11 protein-coding genes and 1 pseudogene are annotated in these 14,755 nt (G+C 74.0%); 4 read left to right on the top strand and 8 right to left on the bottom strand.

Annotated elements, in window-relative coordinates:
- Positions 1-188 precede the first annotated feature (188 nt).
- Together ACIA79_RS32610 and ACIA79_RS32605 are read left to right on the top strand one after the other, a co-directional pair.
- Positions 189-1,760, top strand: coding sequence for a 3' terminal RNA ribose 2'-O-methyltransferase Hen1 (locus tag ACIA79_RS32610; protein ID WP_399432031.1), 1,572 nt, complete (start codon positions 189-191; stop codon positions 1,758-1,760).
- Positions 1,757-4,303: a polynucleotide kinase-phosphatase gene (locus ACIA79_RS32605; protein ID WP_399432030.1), complete on the top strand. Its 2,547-nt coding sequence runs from the start codon at positions 1,757-1,759 to the stop codon at positions 4,301-4,303. The genes ACIA79_RS32610 and ACIA79_RS32605 overlap by 4 nt, the downstream gene beginning before the upstream one ends.
- Positions 4,304-4,385: 82 nt before the next feature.
- On the opposite strand, the gene ACIA79_RS32600 is transcribed toward ACIA79_RS32605, so the two are convergent.
- A complete protein-coding gene (locus tag ACIA79_RS32600; RefSeq protein WP_399432029.1) occupies positions 4,386-5,309 on the bottom strand; it encodes an LLM class F420-dependent oxidoreductase in 924 nt (307 codons plus the stop codon).
- A gap of 203 nt (positions 5,310-5,512) precedes the next feature.
- Between ACIA79_RS32600 and ACIA79_RS32595 the strand changes: the two genes are divergently transcribed.
- Positions 5,513-5,689, top strand: coding sequence for a hypothetical protein (locus tag ACIA79_RS32595; protein WP_399432028.1), 177 nt, complete (start codon positions 5,513-5,515; stop codon positions 5,687-5,689).
- 251 nt (positions 5,690-5,940) lie between these two features.
- Here the strand turns inward: ACIA79_RS32595 and ACIA79_RS32590 are convergent.
- The 4 genes and pseudogenes from ACIA79_RS32590 to ACIA79_RS32575 form a co-directional block, all read right to left on the bottom strand.
- Positions 5,941-6,411: pseudogene (locus ACIA79_RS32590) on the bottom strand (DUF6099 family protein); the annotation flags it as partial.
- Between the two features lie 125 nt (positions 6,412-6,536).
- A complete protein-coding gene (locus tag ACIA79_RS32585; RefSeq protein ID WP_399432027.1) occupies positions 6,537-6,905 on the bottom strand; it encodes a nucleotide pyrophosphohydrolase in 369 nt (122 codons plus the stop codon).
- On the bottom strand, positions 6,898-8,199 hold the full coding sequence (locus ACIA79_RS32580; RefSeq protein WP_399432026.1) for an AAA family ATPase: 1,302 nt from the start codon (positions 8,197-8,199) through the stop codon (positions 6,898-6,900). Before ACIA79_RS32580 ends, ACIA79_RS32585 begins: the two co-directional genes overlap by 8 nt.
- Before the next feature lie 55 nt (positions 8,200-8,254).
- Positions 8,255-8,656 (bottom strand): cell division protein SepF, encoded by a 402-nt coding sequence (locus ACIA79_RS32575; protein ID WP_031080677.1) that lies wholly within the window; start codon positions 8,654-8,656, stop codon positions 8,255-8,257.
- A gap of 76 nt (positions 8,657-8,732) precedes the next feature.
- On the opposite strand from ACIA79_RS32575, the gene ACIA79_RS32570 reads away from it, so the two are divergent.
- The gene (locus tag ACIA79_RS32570; RefSeq protein ID WP_399432024.1) at positions 8,733-11,438 is read left to right on the top strand and encodes a SpoIIE family protein phosphatase; all 2,706 of its coding nucleotides are present in this window, start codon (positions 8,733-8,735) and stop codon (positions 11,436-11,438) included.
- Between the two features lie 86 nt (positions 11,439-11,524).
- On the opposite strand, the gene polX is transcribed toward ACIA79_RS32570, so the two are convergent.
- From polX to ACIA79_RS32555, 3 genes are all read right to left on the bottom strand, one after another.
- Complete coding sequence (gene polX, locus ACIA79_RS32565) at positions 11,525-13,243, bottom strand: DNA polymerase/3'-5' exonuclease PolX (RefSeq protein ID WP_399432023.1); 1,719 nt, start codon at positions 13,241-13,243, stop codon at positions 11,525-11,527.
- Between the two features lie 72 nt (positions 13,244-13,315).
- The gene (locus ACIA79_RS32560) at positions 13,316-13,804 is read right to left on the bottom strand and encodes a phospholipase (protein WP_399432022.1); all 489 of its coding nucleotides are present in this window, start codon (positions 13,802-13,804) and stop codon (positions 13,316-13,318) included.
- Positions 13,805-14,153: 349 nt separating this feature from the next.
- A complete protein-coding gene (locus ACIA79_RS32555; protein WP_399432021.1) occupies positions 14,154-14,576 on the bottom strand; it encodes a hypothetical protein in 423 nt (140 codons plus the stop codon).
- Positions 14,577-14,755 lie beyond the last annotated feature (179 nt).

Genomic DNA, 14,755 nt, shown 5'->3' with positions numbered 1-14,755 from the left:
ACCAGGTGAGTTGAAGCCATGTGGGTGATGAACGTAGGGGCTGCCCCGACCTGCGTCAACACACCCCGGACGGCACGGAACCGATGATCCTCCCCGTGCTCCCCGTGCGCCTCCCACGCGCCCCGGTGACCGTCGGCAGGCCGAAATCCCATGGTCGAAACAGGTCACGCTCGGTGATACTCGGACCTGTGTTCCTGACGATCAGTACCACCGGCATCCCTGAACGCCCCGCGACCGACCTCGGCTTCCTGCTGCACAAGCATCCCGACAAGGCGCAAGCGTTCTCCACCTCCTACGGCACGGCGCACGTGGTGTACCCCGAGGCGTCCGCCGAGCGCTGCACGGCCGCGCTCCTGCTGGAGGTCGATCCGGTGGCACTCATACGCCGCGGGAAGGGCAAGGGGCGCGGCGGCGCACCCGACCAGGCGCTCGCGCAGTACGTGAACGACCGCCCGTACGCCGCCTCCTCGCTGCTGGCCGTCGCCCTCGGCAATGTCTTCTCCAGCGCGCTCAAGGGGCAGTGCAACGCCCGGCCCGAGCTGGCGGGGCAGGCGCTGCCGTTGCGCATCGAGGTGGCGGCGCTGCCCGCGCGCGGTGGGGCGGAGCTGGTGCGCAAGCTGTTCGAGCCGCTCGGCTGGGCGGTGACGGCCGAGCCGATCGCGCTGGACGAGCGGTTCCCGGAGTGGGGCGCGTCGCGGTACGTACGCCTCGTGCTGGAGGGCGAGCAGCGGCTCGCCGACGCCCTGCGGCACCTGTACGTGCTGCTGCCGGTGCTGGACGACGCCAAGCACTACTGGGTCTCGCCCGACGAGGTCGACAAGCTGCTGCGGGTCGGCGAGGGCTGGCTGGCCGCCCACCCGGAGCACAAGCTGATCACCAGCCGCTACCTGTCGCGCCGCTGGTCGCTGACGCGGGAGGCGATGGAGCGCATCGAGCTGGCGCGGCTGGCCGCGGCCGACGACTCCGAGGTGGAGGAGATCGACAACGCCGTCGACGAGGACGCGGACACCGAGGAACGGCCCGTCCCGCTCGCGGTGCGGCGCCGTGAGGCGATCGTCGAGGCGCTGCGCGCCGCGGGCGCGAGCCGGGTGCTGGACCTCGGCTGCGGGCAGGGCCAGCTCGTGCGCGAGCTGCTCAAGGACCCGCGCTTCACCGAGATCGTCGGCGTGGACGTGTCGATGCGGGCGCTGACGCTGGCCGCACGGCGGCTGCGGATCGACCGCATGGGCGAGCGGCAGGCGGAGCGCGTCCGGCTGATGCAGGGATCCCTCGCGTACACCGACAAGCGGCTCAAGGGGTACGACGCGGCCGTGCTGAGCGAGGTCATCGAGCACCTCGACCTGCCGCGGCTGCCCGCGCTGGAGTACGCCGTCTTCGGTTCCGCGCGTCCGGCGACCGTGCTGGTGACCACGCCGAACGTCGAGTACAACGTCCGCTGGGAGTCGCTGCCGGCCGGGCACGTGCGCCACAGCGACCACCGCTTCGAGTGGACCCGCGAGGAGTTCCGCTCCTGGGCCGGGTCCGTGGCGGAACGGCACGGATACGGCGTGGAGTTCGTCCCGGTGGGCCCGGACGACCCCGAGGTCGGCCCGCCGACCCAGATGGCCGTCTTCACCCTGGCCGCGCCCGCCCCCGCCACCCCGCCCGCAACCGCAACCGCAACCGAGTCCGAGTCCGCACCCGCGCCCGCACCGGCGGCGGCTTCCGCACCCGCGTCCGCACCGGCTTCCGCACCGGCATCCGAGGAGAAGGTCGCATGACCACGCCCCCGACCCCCACCCGCAGACTGCCGGTCACCGACCTGTCCCTCGTCGTCCTCATCGGCGCCACGGGCTCCGGCAAGTCGACCTTCGCACGCAAGCACTTCAAGCCGACCGAGGTCCTCTCGTCCGACTTCTGCCGCGGGCTCGTGGCCGACGACGAGAACGACCAGAGCGCCAGCGGCGACGCCTTCGACGTCCTGCACTACATCGCCGGCAAGCGCCTCGCGGCCGGCCGGCTGACCGTCATCGACGCCACGAGCGTGCAGCAGGAAAGCCGCAGGCAGCTGATACGGCTGGCGCGCGAGCACGACGTGCTGCCCATCGCCATCGTGCTCGACCTGCCGGAGGAGGTGTGCGCCGAGCGCAACGCCGCCCGCCCCGACCGGGCCGGCATGCCGCGCCACGTCATCCAGCGCCACCGCCGCGAACTGCGCCGTTCGCTGCGCGGCCTGGAGCGCGAGGGCTTCCGCAAGGTGCACGTGCTGCGCAGCGTGGAGGAGGTCGAGGCGGCCGAGGTCGTCCTGGAGAAGCGGTTCAACGACCTGCGCCACCTCACCGGCCCCTTCGACATCATCGGCGACATCCACGGCTGCTCCTCCGAACTGGAGACGCTCCTCGCCAAGCTGGGCTACGTCGACGGCCACCACCCCGACGGGCGCACGGCCGTCTTCGTCGGCGACCTCGTCGACCGCGGACCGGACAGCCCCGGCGTGCTGCGCCGCGTCATGGGCATGGTCGCCTCCGGCGACGCGCTCTGCGTGCCCGGCAACCACGAGAACAAGCTCGGCCGCTGGCTCTCCGGCAAGAAGGTCCAGCACACGCACGGCCTCGCCGAGACCATCGAGCAGCTCGGCAGGGAGAGCGAGGAGTTCCGCGCGCAGGTGCGGGAGTTCATCGGCGGGCTCGTCAGCCACTACGTCCTGGACGAGGGCAGGCTCGTCGTCTGCCACGCCGGCCTGCCGGAGAAGTACCACGGCCGCACCTCGGGGCGGGTGCGCTCGCACGCGCTGTACGGCGACACGACCGGCGAGACCGACGAGTTCGGGCTGCCGGTGCGCTACCCGTGGGCCGAGGACTACCGCGGGCGGGCCGCCGTCGTCTACGGCCACACGCCCGTGCCGAGCACATCGTGGATCAACAACACCATCTGCCTGGACACCGGTGCGGTGTTCGGCGGCAGGATGACCGCGCTGCGCTGGCCGGAGCGCGAACTGGTCGACGTACCGGCCGAAAAGGTCTGGTACGAGCCGGTCAAGCCGCTCGCCACGGACGCGCCCGGCGGGCACCAGGGCCGGCCCCTCGACCTGGCCGACGTGCACGGACGCCGGGTCGTGGAGACGCGGTACGCGGGCAACGTGGGCGTGCGCGAGGAGAACGCCGCGGCGGCACTGGAGGTCATGAGCCGCTTCGCGGTCGACCCGCGCCTCGTGCCCTACCTGCCGCCGACGATGGCGCCCACCGCCACGTCGCGCCTCGACGGCTACCTGGAGCACCCGGCCGAGGCGTTCGCCGCCTACGCGGCCGACGGGATCGGGCGCGTCGTGTGCGAGGAGAAGCACATGGGGTCGCGGGCCGTCGCCCTGGTGTGCCGGGACGCGGAGGCGGTCCGGGAGCGCTTCGGTGCGGACGCGGGTCCGACCGGCTCGCTCTACACCCGCACCGGGCGGCCCTTCTTCGACGACGCCGCCGTCACCGAGGAGATCCTCGGCCGGCTGCGGTCCGCGATCGCGGCGGCCGGGCTGTGGGAGGAGCTGGACACCGACTGGCTGCTGCTGGACGCCGAGCTGATGCCCTGGTCGCTGAAGGCGTCCGGGCTGCTGCGCTCGCAGTACGCGGCGGTCGGCGCGGCGTCCTCCGCCGCCTTCCCCGCGGCCCTCGGGGCGCTCGAAGCGGCGGCCGGACGTGGTGTGGAGGTCGGCGGGCTGCTGGCCCGGCAGCGGGAGCGGGCCGCGGACGCGGCCGCCTTCACGGACGCGTACCGCCGCTACTGCTGGACCACCGACGGGCTGGAGGGCGTGCAGCTGGCGCCGTTCCAGCTACTGGCCGCGCGGGGCCGCAGCCTCGCCACGCTCCCCCACGACGAGCAGCTGGCCCTGATCGACCGCATGGTGGAGCACGACACCACCGGGCTGCTGCGCACCACGCGCCGCCTCTACGTCGACACGGGCGACGAGGCCTCGGTGGCCGCCGGTGTCGACTGGTGGCTGGAGATGACGGGCCGCGGCGGTGAGGGCATGGTGGTCAAGCCGCTCGCGGCGCTCGCGCGGGACGGCAAGGGCCGCCTGGTCCAGCCGGGCATCAAGTGCCGCGGCCGGGAGTACCTGCGGATCATCTACGGTCCCGAGTACACCCGCCCCGACAACCTGGAGCGCCTGCGCAACCGCTTCCTCGGCCACAAGCGCTCGCTCGCCCTGCGCGAGTACGCGCTGGGCCTGGAGGCCCTGGCCCGGCTGGCGGACGGCGAGCCCCTGTGGCGCGTCCACGAGGCGGTCTTCGCGGTCCTCGCCCTGGAGTCCGAACCGGTCGACCCGCGCCTGTAGCGCCCGGGCCCGCCGGCCACCGGAGGGGGCAGGGATCTTCGGACCCCGCCCCCTCCGCCCGGCAGGATCCGATCGACAGGACCTAGCCCAGCTGGGACTGGACCTGCGCGGAGATCAGCTCCAGGTGGTCCAGGTCGTGCAGGTCCAGCACCTGGAGGTAGATCCGGGAGGAGCCCAGCGCGGCATAGCGGCCGATCTTGTCGACGACCTCGGCGGGCGAGCCCGCGAGGCCGTTCTCCTTCAGCTCGTCCACCTCCCGGCCGATCGCCGCCGCGCGGCGCGCCACCTCGGCGTCGTCCTTGCCGGCGCACACCACCAGCGCGTTGGAGTACACCAGGTCGTCCGCCCTGCGCCCGGCCTCCTCCGCGGCCGCCCGCACACGGCCGAACTGCCGCTCGGTGTCCTCCAGGGAGGCGAAGGGGATGTTGAACTCGTCGGCGTACCGCGCGGCCAGCCGCGGCGTGCGCGTGGCGCCGTGGCCGCCGATCAGCACCGGCACCTTCGCCTGCGCGGGCTTCGGCAGGGCGGGCGAGTCGGTCAGCTGGTAGTACTTCCCCTCGTACGAGAACGTCTTGCCGGCTTCCGTCCCCCACAAGCCCGTGACGATGGCCAGCTGCTCCTCGAGGCGCCCGAACTTCTCCTTGGGGAAGGGGATGCCGTACGCACGGTGCTCCTCCTCGAACCAGCCGGCTCCCAGGCCCAGTTCGACGCGGCCGCCCGACATCTGGTCGACCTGTGCGACCTGGATGGCGAGCACACCGGGCAGCCGGAAGGTGCCGGCCGTCATCAGCGTGCCGAGGCGGATCCGCCGGGTCTCACGCGCGAGGCCCGCGAGTGTGATCCACGCGTCGGTCGGTCCGGGCAGACCGTCCGCCGCGCCCATGCTCAGGTAGTGGTCGGAGCGGAAGAAGGCGTCGAAGCCGAGGTCCTCCGTGGCCTTGGCGACGGTCAACAGGGTGTCGTAGCTCGCCCCTTGCTGGGGCTCGGTGAAGATACGCAGATCCATGCGTCCATCCTGCCCCTTCGAACGCACGTCACCTCACAGGCCCGGCCGGGTGAAGATCAGCTTGCCCGGTGACCCGCCGCCGGTGGCCGTCGTTGCCCGGCTGGAGCCGGACCGCCCGGCCCGCGTGCCGGCGGCAGCTGTCGGCGCGTCGTTCTCTCGTGTGGCCCCTCCCCGGCGGGACGGGCCGGGCCGAGGAGGCCGTCATGTCGCAGGAAGCCGTTTCCGAGCAGCTGGGCGCGGACGCACCCAAGGGTCTGCTCCAGCAGATGGAGGAACTGATGGCGGCGCTCACCGCCGACCTCTCGCAGCTCGACGCCGACCTGCAGTCCTCGGCCGATCGCGGCCGCACCGACGCGTCCGGCCCCGCAGACCCCGCCTGACGCCGGGCCCGCACACCCCATGGCCACCGGCGGCGGGGCCGTGCCGGGTCACCACGCCGGGCCGCCGGCGGCGCGCGCACCCGTCAGGACGCCCCGGCCGCCGAGTCCGCCGGATCCGCGAGGCCCGCCGGAGCCGCGAGGTCGGGAGCCGTCACCTCCGCCAGCTCCACCGGGATCCGGTCCACGTGCCCGTCCGCCGGCCCGTCGTGGTCCAGCGGCCCGCCGCGGGGCAGCCTGTCGCAGCACGGTCCGCCGCGGTCGGCGCCGGGCGGTCTGCCGCGCTGGCGCACCGTCAGCCGGCGCAGCATCATGCGGACCCGGTCGTTGGACTCGTCGGCGGCGTCGATGGCCTCGATGCACTGCCAGTACAGCCCCTCCTCGTCGGTGGCGCAGGCGACGCCGACGAGCGCGATCCCGACCTCGCCCAGCAGCGCGCCCAGAGCCAGTAACGCGCCGCGCACATCCGCGACCCCCGTCAGCTGCGCCGCGCGTATCCCCCCGCCGAGCAGCGCCGGGTGGTCCGGCCCCGTGACCTCGCGCCCGCCGGTCTCGCAGAGCCCCCGCGCCTCGCTCCTCAGCTCCCTCGGCCCGCAGAGCGCGAGGTGGTGCCCGATCGCCCGGGCGAGCGCCTGGGCCTGCCATGCCTCCGCCACGATGTCGAGCGCCACCGTACTGCGCGCCAGGGCACCCCGCCCGGCCACGATGAGCCGTTCCGCATCCATGTACGCCGCCCCCGTTCGTACGACTGTCCGCCCACTAGTTCACTACCCAGAGTGAAGCTGAATGGACCCAAACGCCAGAGGAATTCGGAAATCTGTGGACAGGAAGCTCAGTGCGAATAACTCGCTCACTCCGTAGAGTGACGATCGGCGCGGGCGGCACGCCCCGGCGGCCGTCCCACGGGGAAGCGGAGCTCGTTCCGGTCGATCTTCGCCGAGAGCGCGGCCAGCGGGTCGACGCCCAGCACACCGCAGAACTGCAGCAGGTACGCCAGCACGTCCGCCACCTCGTCGGCGACCCGGTGCGCCGCGTCCGGGTCGTCCATGACCCGCGCCGCCTCTTCCGGCGTCAGCCACTGGAAGATCTCCAGCAGTTCGGCCGCCTCGACGCTGAGCGCCGCCGCCAGGTTCTTGGGGGTGTGGTACGGCTGCCACTCCCGTGACGCGGCGAACTCCGCCAGCCGGCGCTGCAGTTCTCGTACATCGTGTTCACTCACGCCTCAGGTCTACCACTGTCAGCCCCTCCCCCTGCCGGGCGGCCTCCGCCGCCGCCTCGCCGGCCGTCGCCACGAACCGCATGTGCCGCTCCGCGCAGATCTCCGCCGCAAGTCGCAGCAGCTCTCCGGTCTGGCGCCGGTCCAGGCCCCGGTCGAAGCCGTCCGCCAGGACGGTGAGCGTCTGCAGCGCCCCCGGCACCTCCGCCGCCTGGTCGACCGCGAGCACCCCCGGCCCGGTGAGCAGCACCAGGGCGAGCGCCAGGTAGCGCAGCTCGCCGTCGCCGAGCCGTTCGAGCGGCGTGCCGGGGCGCCGGGTACCGCCTCCGGGGGCGCCGCCGTTCGGGGCGGCACCCCGGTCGAGCAGGGCGCGCACCGTCCCGTCCGCCAGCCGCTCGGCGTCCAGGCCCCGCACCGGCCCGGCGCACCCCGCCCCGGCCGCAGCCACCAGCCGGGCGTGGCGCCGCGCGCAGTCGGCCCGCGTGCGGTGCAGCACCTCGGCGAGGTTGTCACAGCCACGCCGCAGCCGCCCCTCCCCCACGGGCACGGGAGCCCGCATCCGGTCGGGCCGGGGGTCGCAGGCGAAGACCGAGCGGAGGGCGAGGACCACCTGCTCCGCCGCGGCCAGCAGCCGCCGCTGCCCTTCCGTGCTGCCCGCCACCCGCAGCGGCAGCAGGGCCGTGGCGAGCCGGTCGTCGGGCAGGGGCGCACGGGTCACCTGCGCCCTGTCGCCCGTGTACCACTCGGCCTGCACCGTGCGCCGCCGCGGGTCGCGCAGCGCGGTGGCCAGCAGGGTGCGCCCGTCCGCGTCCGTCAGCCGCTCGCCCACGATGCGCGGTTCGGGCTCCGCCTGCACGGCGAGGTCGAGGCGCACCGGCCCCGCCGGGCCGTCCACGGTGCAGCCGACGCGGAAGCCCCGCCGGCCCTGCGCGTCCGGCAGCGCGCCCTCGGGCACGCACCCGGCCGGGTCCGGGAACGCGCTCCGCAGGGGGCCGCCCGCGCCGAGCAGCGCGAACGCTTCGTACGCCTGTAACGCACTGGACTTGCCGCTGCCGCTCGGGCCCGCGAAGAGCGTCACGGGGCCGAGCGGGAGGACCGCCTTCCGGTACGCCTTGAAGGCGGAGAGCCGCAGTGCGGTGAGGGCGGGACGGGCGGTGGCGGCGGCCCGGGCCGGGACGGCGGGACCCGCGGCGGCGGGAGCGGCGGCGCGACCCGCGAGGGGTCCGGAGGCGGGCGCACGGGTGCGCGCGGCGGGAACGACAGGGCGGGCGGGAGCGGCGGGGCGGGGGAAGTCCATGGCGGGACCGTACGAGCACGCGTCCCCGCCGAACCGTTCCGCCCGGATGGGCCTCCTACGAATGGGGGACGGCCGTCTCGGCCGCCGCTCCCTCGACCTCCGTGCCCACGGGCGCCAGCAGGAAGACGTTCCGGTCGACGCGGTGCATGCCGCTGCCGAGGCCGAAGACCACGCCGCTGCTGAAGTCGAGGATCCGCTTGGCGACGTCGGTGTCCGCCCCGGTGAGGTCCAGCAGGACCGGGATCTGCGCGATGAGGTACTCGGCGACCTCGCGCGCGTCCGCGAAGACCTGCACCCGCAGTACGACCATGCGGCGCTGCTCGGCGGCCTCGTAGTCCTGCGGGATCGTCCGGTGGTCGATCCTGGACGGCCACTCGTTGCGCCCCCGGAGCGGGACGACCTGGGCCAGGCCCTCCCACTGTTCGTCGGTGACGTCGTACCTCTCGTACCTACTCATGGGCCTATCCTCGCCCGCCTCACCCGTTCGGCCCAACTTCAACACTCAGCGTGTCGCCCGTATGAGAAAATGAGATATGGCCGGACCTTTCGGCCGTTGGCGCTCGCTGTTGAGTTCGCGTGCCGTCGCCAGTCAGGTGTTCGCCCTGCAGGTGGCGGTGGTGGTGCTGCTCATCGTCGCCACGGTGGTGGCACTCGTGCTCCAGTCCCGCACCGACGGTGAGCGGGAGGCGCGTCAGCGCGCGGTGGCGGTGGCCGAGACCTTCGCGCGGACGCCGGGCATGGTCGGCGCGCTGTCCGGGTCCGCGCCCTCCACCGACCTCCAGCCCCGCGCCGAGGAGCTCCGTGCGGCGTCCGGCGTCGACTACGTCGTCGTGATGACCCCCGACGGACGGCGCCTGACCCACCCCGAGCCCCAGCGGATCGGCAGGCCGTTCGTGGGCACCATCGCTCCGGCCGCGGCGGGCGGGACCGTGACCGAGACCGTCACCGGCACCCTCGGCCGGGCCGTCCAGCACGTCGTCCCGGTCACCGACGCGAGCGGCCGGGTCATCGGCCTGGTCTCGGCCGGGGTCACGATCGAGCGGATCAGCGGGGTCGTCGAGGAGCAGCTCCCGGTGCTGTTCGGCGCCTCGGCCGCCGCCCTGGGCCTCGCCACGGCCGGGACCGCCCTGGTCAGCAGGCGGCTGCGGCACCAGACGCACGGTCTCGGGCCCGCCGAGATGAGCCGGATGTACGAGCACCACGACGCCGTGCTGCACGCCGTGCGGGAGGGCGTGCTCATCGTGGACGGCGAGCACCGGTTGCTGCTGGCCAACGACGAGGCCCGGCGGCTGCTCGGCCTGCCGCCGGACGCCGAGGGGCGCCACGCCCGCGACCTCGGCATCGAGCCGGGCGTGGCCCGGCTCCTGGAGTCCGGGCAGCCGGTCACCGACCGGGTGCACGCCGCCGGGGAGCGGCAGCTCGCCGTCAGCGTGCGCCTCACGGGCGGTGACGGGGGCCCGCCCGGCGCCGTCGCCACCCTGCGGGACACCACCGAGCTGCAACTGGTCAGCGGCAGGGCGGACGTGGCCCAGGGCCGACTGAAGCTGCTCTACGACGCGGGGGTGGAGGTCGGCACCACCCTCGACGTGGTCCGCACCTCCGAGGAGCTGGCCAGGCTCGCGGTGCCGCGGTTCGCCGACTTCGTCACCGTCGACCTGCCGGACGCCGTCCTGCGCGGCGAGGAGCCGGCGGGCAGCGGGCCCGTGCGCCACATGCGCCGGGTCGCCTACGCCGGCATCCGCGACGACACCCCGCTCCACCCGCCCGGCACCCTCATCCGATTCGTCCCCGACACACCGCAGGCACGCGGCTTCGGCACCGGCAGGGCCGTGCTGGAGGCGGACATGACCGCCTTCCACGGCTGGCAGCAGCAGGAGCCGGCGCGCGCCCGCCGGCTGGTCGAGTACGGCATCCACTCGATGATCGTGGCGCCGCTGCGCGCCCGCGGCGTCATCATGGGCGTGGCCACCTTCTGGCGCGCCGACGAGCCGGAGCCCTTCGACGACGGTGACGTGTCCCTCGCCGAGGAGCTGGTCGCCCGCGCCGCCGTGAGCATCGACAACGCCCGCCGCTACACCCGCGAGCACGCCATGGCGGTCACCCTCCAGCGCAGCCTGCTGCCGCGTTCCCTGCCCGAGCACACCGCCCTCGACATCGCGCACCGCTATCTGCCCGCGCAGGCCGGGCGGGGCGGCGTCGGCGGGGACTGGTTCGACGTCATCCCGCTGCCCGGCTCCCGGGTGGCGCTCGTCGTGGGCGACGTGGTGGGCCACGGGGTGCGCGCCGCCGCCACGATGGGGCGGCTGCGCACCGCGGTGCACAACTTCTCCACGCTCGATCTGGCTCCCGACGAGCTGCTGTGGCACATGGACGAGCTGGTGGCCCGCATCGACCAGGAGGAGAGCGGCGACGGGGACGCCGGCCCCGCGGACGGCGCCGGCGGTGCCACGGCGATCACCGGCGCGACCTGCCTGTACGCCGTGTACGACCCCGTCTCGGGCGTGTGCACCATGGCCCGCGCCGGGCACGTGGGCCCCGCGGTGGTGTACCCCGACGGCCGCGCGGTGTTCCCGGGCGTGCCGGCGGGTCCGCCGCTCGGCCTGGGCGGGCTGCCCTTCGAGACGGCCGAGATCCGGCTGCCCGAGGGCAGCAGCCTGGTGCTCTACACCGACGGGCTGCTGGAGGACCGTGACCTCGACCGCGACATCGACGAGGGCATGGAGTTGCTGGGCCGCACCCTGGCGCGGGCGGGCCGGACGCCGGAGGAGACCTGCCGCACGGTGATGGACGCCCTGCTGCCCGAGCGCCCCCGGGACGACATCGCCCTGGTCGTCGCGCGCACCCGGCGGCTGACGGCCGACCGCACCACCGCGTGGGACGTGCCGCCCGAGCCCGAGGCCGTCGGGCGGGTGCGGGCGCAGGCCGGCCGGACGCTGGAGGCGTGGGGCCTGGCGGAGGAGGCGTTCACCGCGGAGCTGATCATCGGCGAGCTGGTCACCAACGCCATCCGGCACGCCACCGCCCCGATCCGCGTACGCCTGATCCGCGACCGGTCCCTGGTCTGCGAGGTCGGTGACGGCAGCAGCACCGCCCCGCACCTGCGCCTGGCGACGGAGACCGACGAGGGCGGACGCGGCCTGTTCCTGGTGTCGCAGCTCGCGGAGCGCTGGGGCACCCGGTACACGGGCGGCGGCAAGGTCGTCTGGGCCGAGCTGTCGCTGCGCCCCCGGCCGCGCTGAGGGGCTCGCCGAGGGCCCGCACGGCGTGCCGCACCGTGTGCCCGGCCGGGCTTCACCGACGGGGCCGGCTCGGTCCGCGCGGTGTCCTACGACGCGCGCAGGAAGCGGCGCAGTGCGGTCAGCGGCCAGGTGTTGATGACGTCGTCCTTGGTGAGCCAGCCGCGCTGGGCCGTCCCCACGCCGTAGCGCAGGTGGGGCAGGTGGGTGACGGCGTGCGCGTCGGAGTCGATCGCGAACTTCACCCCGTACCGCTTGGCCCGCAGGATGTCCTCGTCGCACAGGTCGAGGCGGTCGGGGTGGGCGTTGATCTCCAGGGCGGTGCCGGTGCGGGCGCACGCCTCGAAGACGGCGTCGAAGTCGGCGTCGATGCCGGGGCGCTTGCCGAGCAGGCGGGTGGTGGGGTGGCCGATGACGGCGATGTGCGGGTTCTCGCAGGCGCGGACGAGGCGGCGGGTCTGGGCCTCACGGCTCTGGTTGAAGTGCGAGTGGACGGAGGCCACGCACAGGTCGAAGGTCGCGAGGAAGTCGTCGGGCCAGTCGACCGTGCCGTCCGGGCCGATGTTGAGTTCCGTGCCGTGCAGCAGCCGCATGCCGCGGTGGGCCCGGTCCAGGGCCCGTACGCGCTCGCGCTGGGCGAGCATCTTCTCCTTGGTCATGCGCTGCATGGCGAGGTCCGGGGCGTGGTCGGTGACCGCGTAGTAGGCGTAGCCGCGGGCGGCGGCCGCGGCGGCCATCTCCTCCAGCGGGGCGAGCCCGTCGGTGAGGTCGGTGTGGGTGTGCAGGTCGCCCCTGATGTCGCTCTCCCGCACCAGGTCGGGGAGGTCGCCGCGCAGTCCGGCGGCGATCTCGCCGCGGTCCTCGCGCAGGGTCGGCGGGATCCAGGGCAGCCCGAGGCGGGCGTAGATCTCCTCCTCGGTCTCCGAGGTGATCCTGTGGCCGCTCTCCGCCTCGAAGAGGCCGTACTCCGAGAGCTTGAGCTTGTGGCGCACGGCGATCTCCCGGGTGCGGATGTTGTGCGCCTTGGAGCCGGTGAAGTACTGCATGCCCGCGCCCCAGGAGTCGGGGGGCAGGACGCGGACGTCGATCTGGAGGCCCTTGGTGGTGCGGATGGAGGTCTTCTTCGCGCCGTGCGCGATGACCTCGGCGGTGTACGGGAGGCCGGCCAGGGCGTCCATGAACGGCGCCGACCGCTCCGCGGCCACGAGGACGTCGATGTCGCCGATGGTCTCGCGCATGCGGCGCAGCGACCCGGCGTACGCGCAGCGCTCGCAGCCGCCGATCGCGGAGAGTTCGGAGACGATCTGCTCGGCGGTGTCCATGGCGGCGTCGAGGAGGATGCGGTCCCCGGCCTTCTGCAGGAGCCGGATGCCGTGGAGGATGTTCTCCTCCGTCCTCTCGCCGAAGCCCTTGAGGTCGCGCAGCCGCTCGTGGCGGATGGCGTCGAGGAGCTGGTCGACGGAGGAGACGCCGAGCTCCTCGTGGAGCACCATGGCCTTCTTCGGGCCGAGGGTGGGGATGGTGATCAGTTCGCGGACGCCGGCGGGGATGGCGTCGCGACGCTCCTCGATGGCGGAGACGTGGCCGGAGGCCAGGTACTCGACGATCTTGTCGGCGATGGACCTGCCGACGTTGGGGATGTCGCGCAGCTGCCCGGCGTCCAGCGTGGACACGTCCGCGTGGTACCCGCCGACCGCGCGGGCGGCCTTCTCGTAGGCGCGCGCCTTGAACGCGTCGCCGCCGGTGATGGCGATGAGGTCGGCGTACTCCTGGAGCAGTGCCTGCACCTCTTCGTTGGCTCGGGCCATGCCTCCAGGATGCGCCGCCGCGGCGGGGCGGGCATGCGCGGCGGGCGGGGGCGCCCGGGGTCGCGGAACCGGTCAGGCGCGGGCGGGGGCGCCCGGGGCCGCGGAGCCGCCGAAGAGGACGACGGCCTGGTAGTACAGCCAGGCCGTCCGGTCGCAGCTGGTGCGGTTGGTGCCGGAGTAGGCCGCGCAGACGCGTTTCATGTCGGCTTGGAAGGCGTTGTCCAGGCGCTGCTTGGCGGCGGTGAAGGTGCCGGCCTTCCTGTAGTTGCGGTATCCGAAGTCGTGCCGCGCGCAGGCGTACTTGAACGGGAAGCCGAGGGGGTTGTCGGGCGAGCCGGAGCAGTAGTCGGTGGACCAGTCGAAGGCGTAGGCGCGCCACGCCGCCTGGTTCTGCCGGGCGGCGTACCAGGCCCGGTAGCTGGTCGCGGAGGTCTGGGTCCAGGAGCTGAGCACCTGCGCCTTGTCCGGCGGCGGGGCCGCCGACGCCCCGGCGGCCGGGAGGAGCGCCGTGGGGAGCGCGAGGGCGACTGCGGCGAGGCGGCGGACGGAGCGACGAGGCATACGTGACCTCCGGGCGGGCGCAGGGGGAGCCCGGAGGAGCCGGGCGCACGCAGGGAGCATTGACACGGAAGTCGTTGCCCATACGCGGCTGGCAAGTTGACGCCACGTCATACCAACGGCCCCAGGGGGGCGCAGCGAACTCTTCGCCGTACGGCGCCGGTCGGGGCGCGGGCGCCCGGCTCGCCGGGCGGCTCGTCGGTGCGGGTCAGTGCGTGAACGCCGCACACCTCGCCCTCCGCCCGCACCACGTGGACCTGTCCGTCGCGCCGCTCGCCGGGGTGCGCGTCATGAGCGCTCCGCAGCAGTTCGAGGAGGGTCGACCGTGGGCGCCGCGGACATCGCCGCTGGTTCAGCGGGCGGTGGTGGCGGCCGGCGGGGCGGGGGTGTCCTTCTCGCGCCAGGGCCAAGGGCCCCGGCCGCGCGTCTCGGTTCCCTCCTCCATCTGGGCGACCAGCTGCTTCAGCCGGCGGCGGGCGCTGCGCGCGACGTTCCTCTCCAGGATGAGCCCGTGGTCGGTACGGGCCGTGACCACCGTGCCGGCGATGCGCCGGTCGATGGTGGACGGTGCCGTGCGGGTGCCCTTCTTCCAGCCCGGCTGCGTCCACAGCCAGTCGACGAACCGCACGAGAGTGGTGGAGGTGACGGCCGATAAGGGGAGGCCGGACTCGGCGCAGAACTTCGACCAGGCGCTCCAGTCCGTGGCGTAGCCCTTGCGGGTCCGTTCCGAACGCCGCCGCGCGCCCGACGGCGGCGGCACCTGCTTCGTAGGCATCTGTCCTGACTCAATCGTCGGTGCCTCGCGGGGCGCCGGCGCGACGCCCGGCGGGTCACCGGGCGTCGCGCCGACGGTCGGGCTACTTCACCGGTTCGGGCTCCGGTTCCGTTTCGGAGGTGGTCTCGCCCGTGGGGTCGACCGGGGTCTTGACGGATTCCAGCAGGAGCTGGGCGACG

Origin of the sequence: Streptomyces sp. NPDC051310 (assembly GCF_044455245.1) — a bacterium.
Taxonomy (GTDB): Bacteria; Actinomycetota; Actinomycetes; order Streptomycetales; family Streptomycetaceae; genus Streptomyces.
Note: the sequence above shows the minus strand (reverse complement) of the source record. Positions and strands in the feature narration are given on the sequence as shown.

Excerpts from the sequence above, each read along its gene's own strand:
- polX (WP_399432023.1), bottom strand. The coding sequence starts at position 13,243 with ATGGCCCGAGCCAACGAAGAGGTGCAGGCACTGCTCCAGGAGTACGCC.
- ACIA79_RS32600 (WP_399432029.1), bottom strand. The coding sequence starts at position 5,309 with ATGGATCTGCGTATCTTCACCGAGCCCCAGCAAGGGGCGAGCTACGAC.
- ACIA79_RS32605 (WP_399432030.1), top strand. The coding sequence starts at position 1,757 with ATGACCACGCCCCCGACCCCCACCCGCAGACTGCCGGTCACCGACCTG.
- ACIA79_RS32560 (WP_399432022.1), bottom strand. The coding sequence starts at position 13,804 with ATGCCTCGTCGCTCCGTCCGCCGCCTCGCCGCAGTCGCCCTCGCGCTC.
- ACIA79_RS32570 (WP_399432024.1), top strand. The coding sequence starts at position 8,733 with ATGGCCGGACCTTTCGGCCGTTGGCGCTCGCTGTTGAGTTCGCGTGCC.
- ACIA79_RS32575 (WP_031080677.1), bottom strand. The coding sequence starts at position 8,656 with ATGAGTAGGTACGAGAGGTACGACGTCACCGACGAACAGTGGGAGGGC.
- ACIA79_RS32595 (WP_399432028.1), top strand. The coding sequence starts at position 5,513 with ATGTCGCAGGAAGCCGTTTCCGAGCAGCTGGGCGCGGACGCACCCAAG.
- ACIA79_RS32580 (WP_399432026.1), bottom strand. The coding sequence starts at position 8,199 with ATGGACTTCCCCCGCCCCGCCGCTCCCGCCCGCCCTGTCGTTCCCGCC.
- ACIA79_RS32555 (WP_399432021.1), bottom strand. The coding sequence starts at position 14,576 with ATGCCTACGAAGCAGGTGCCGCCGCCGTCGGGCGCGCGGCGGCGTTCG.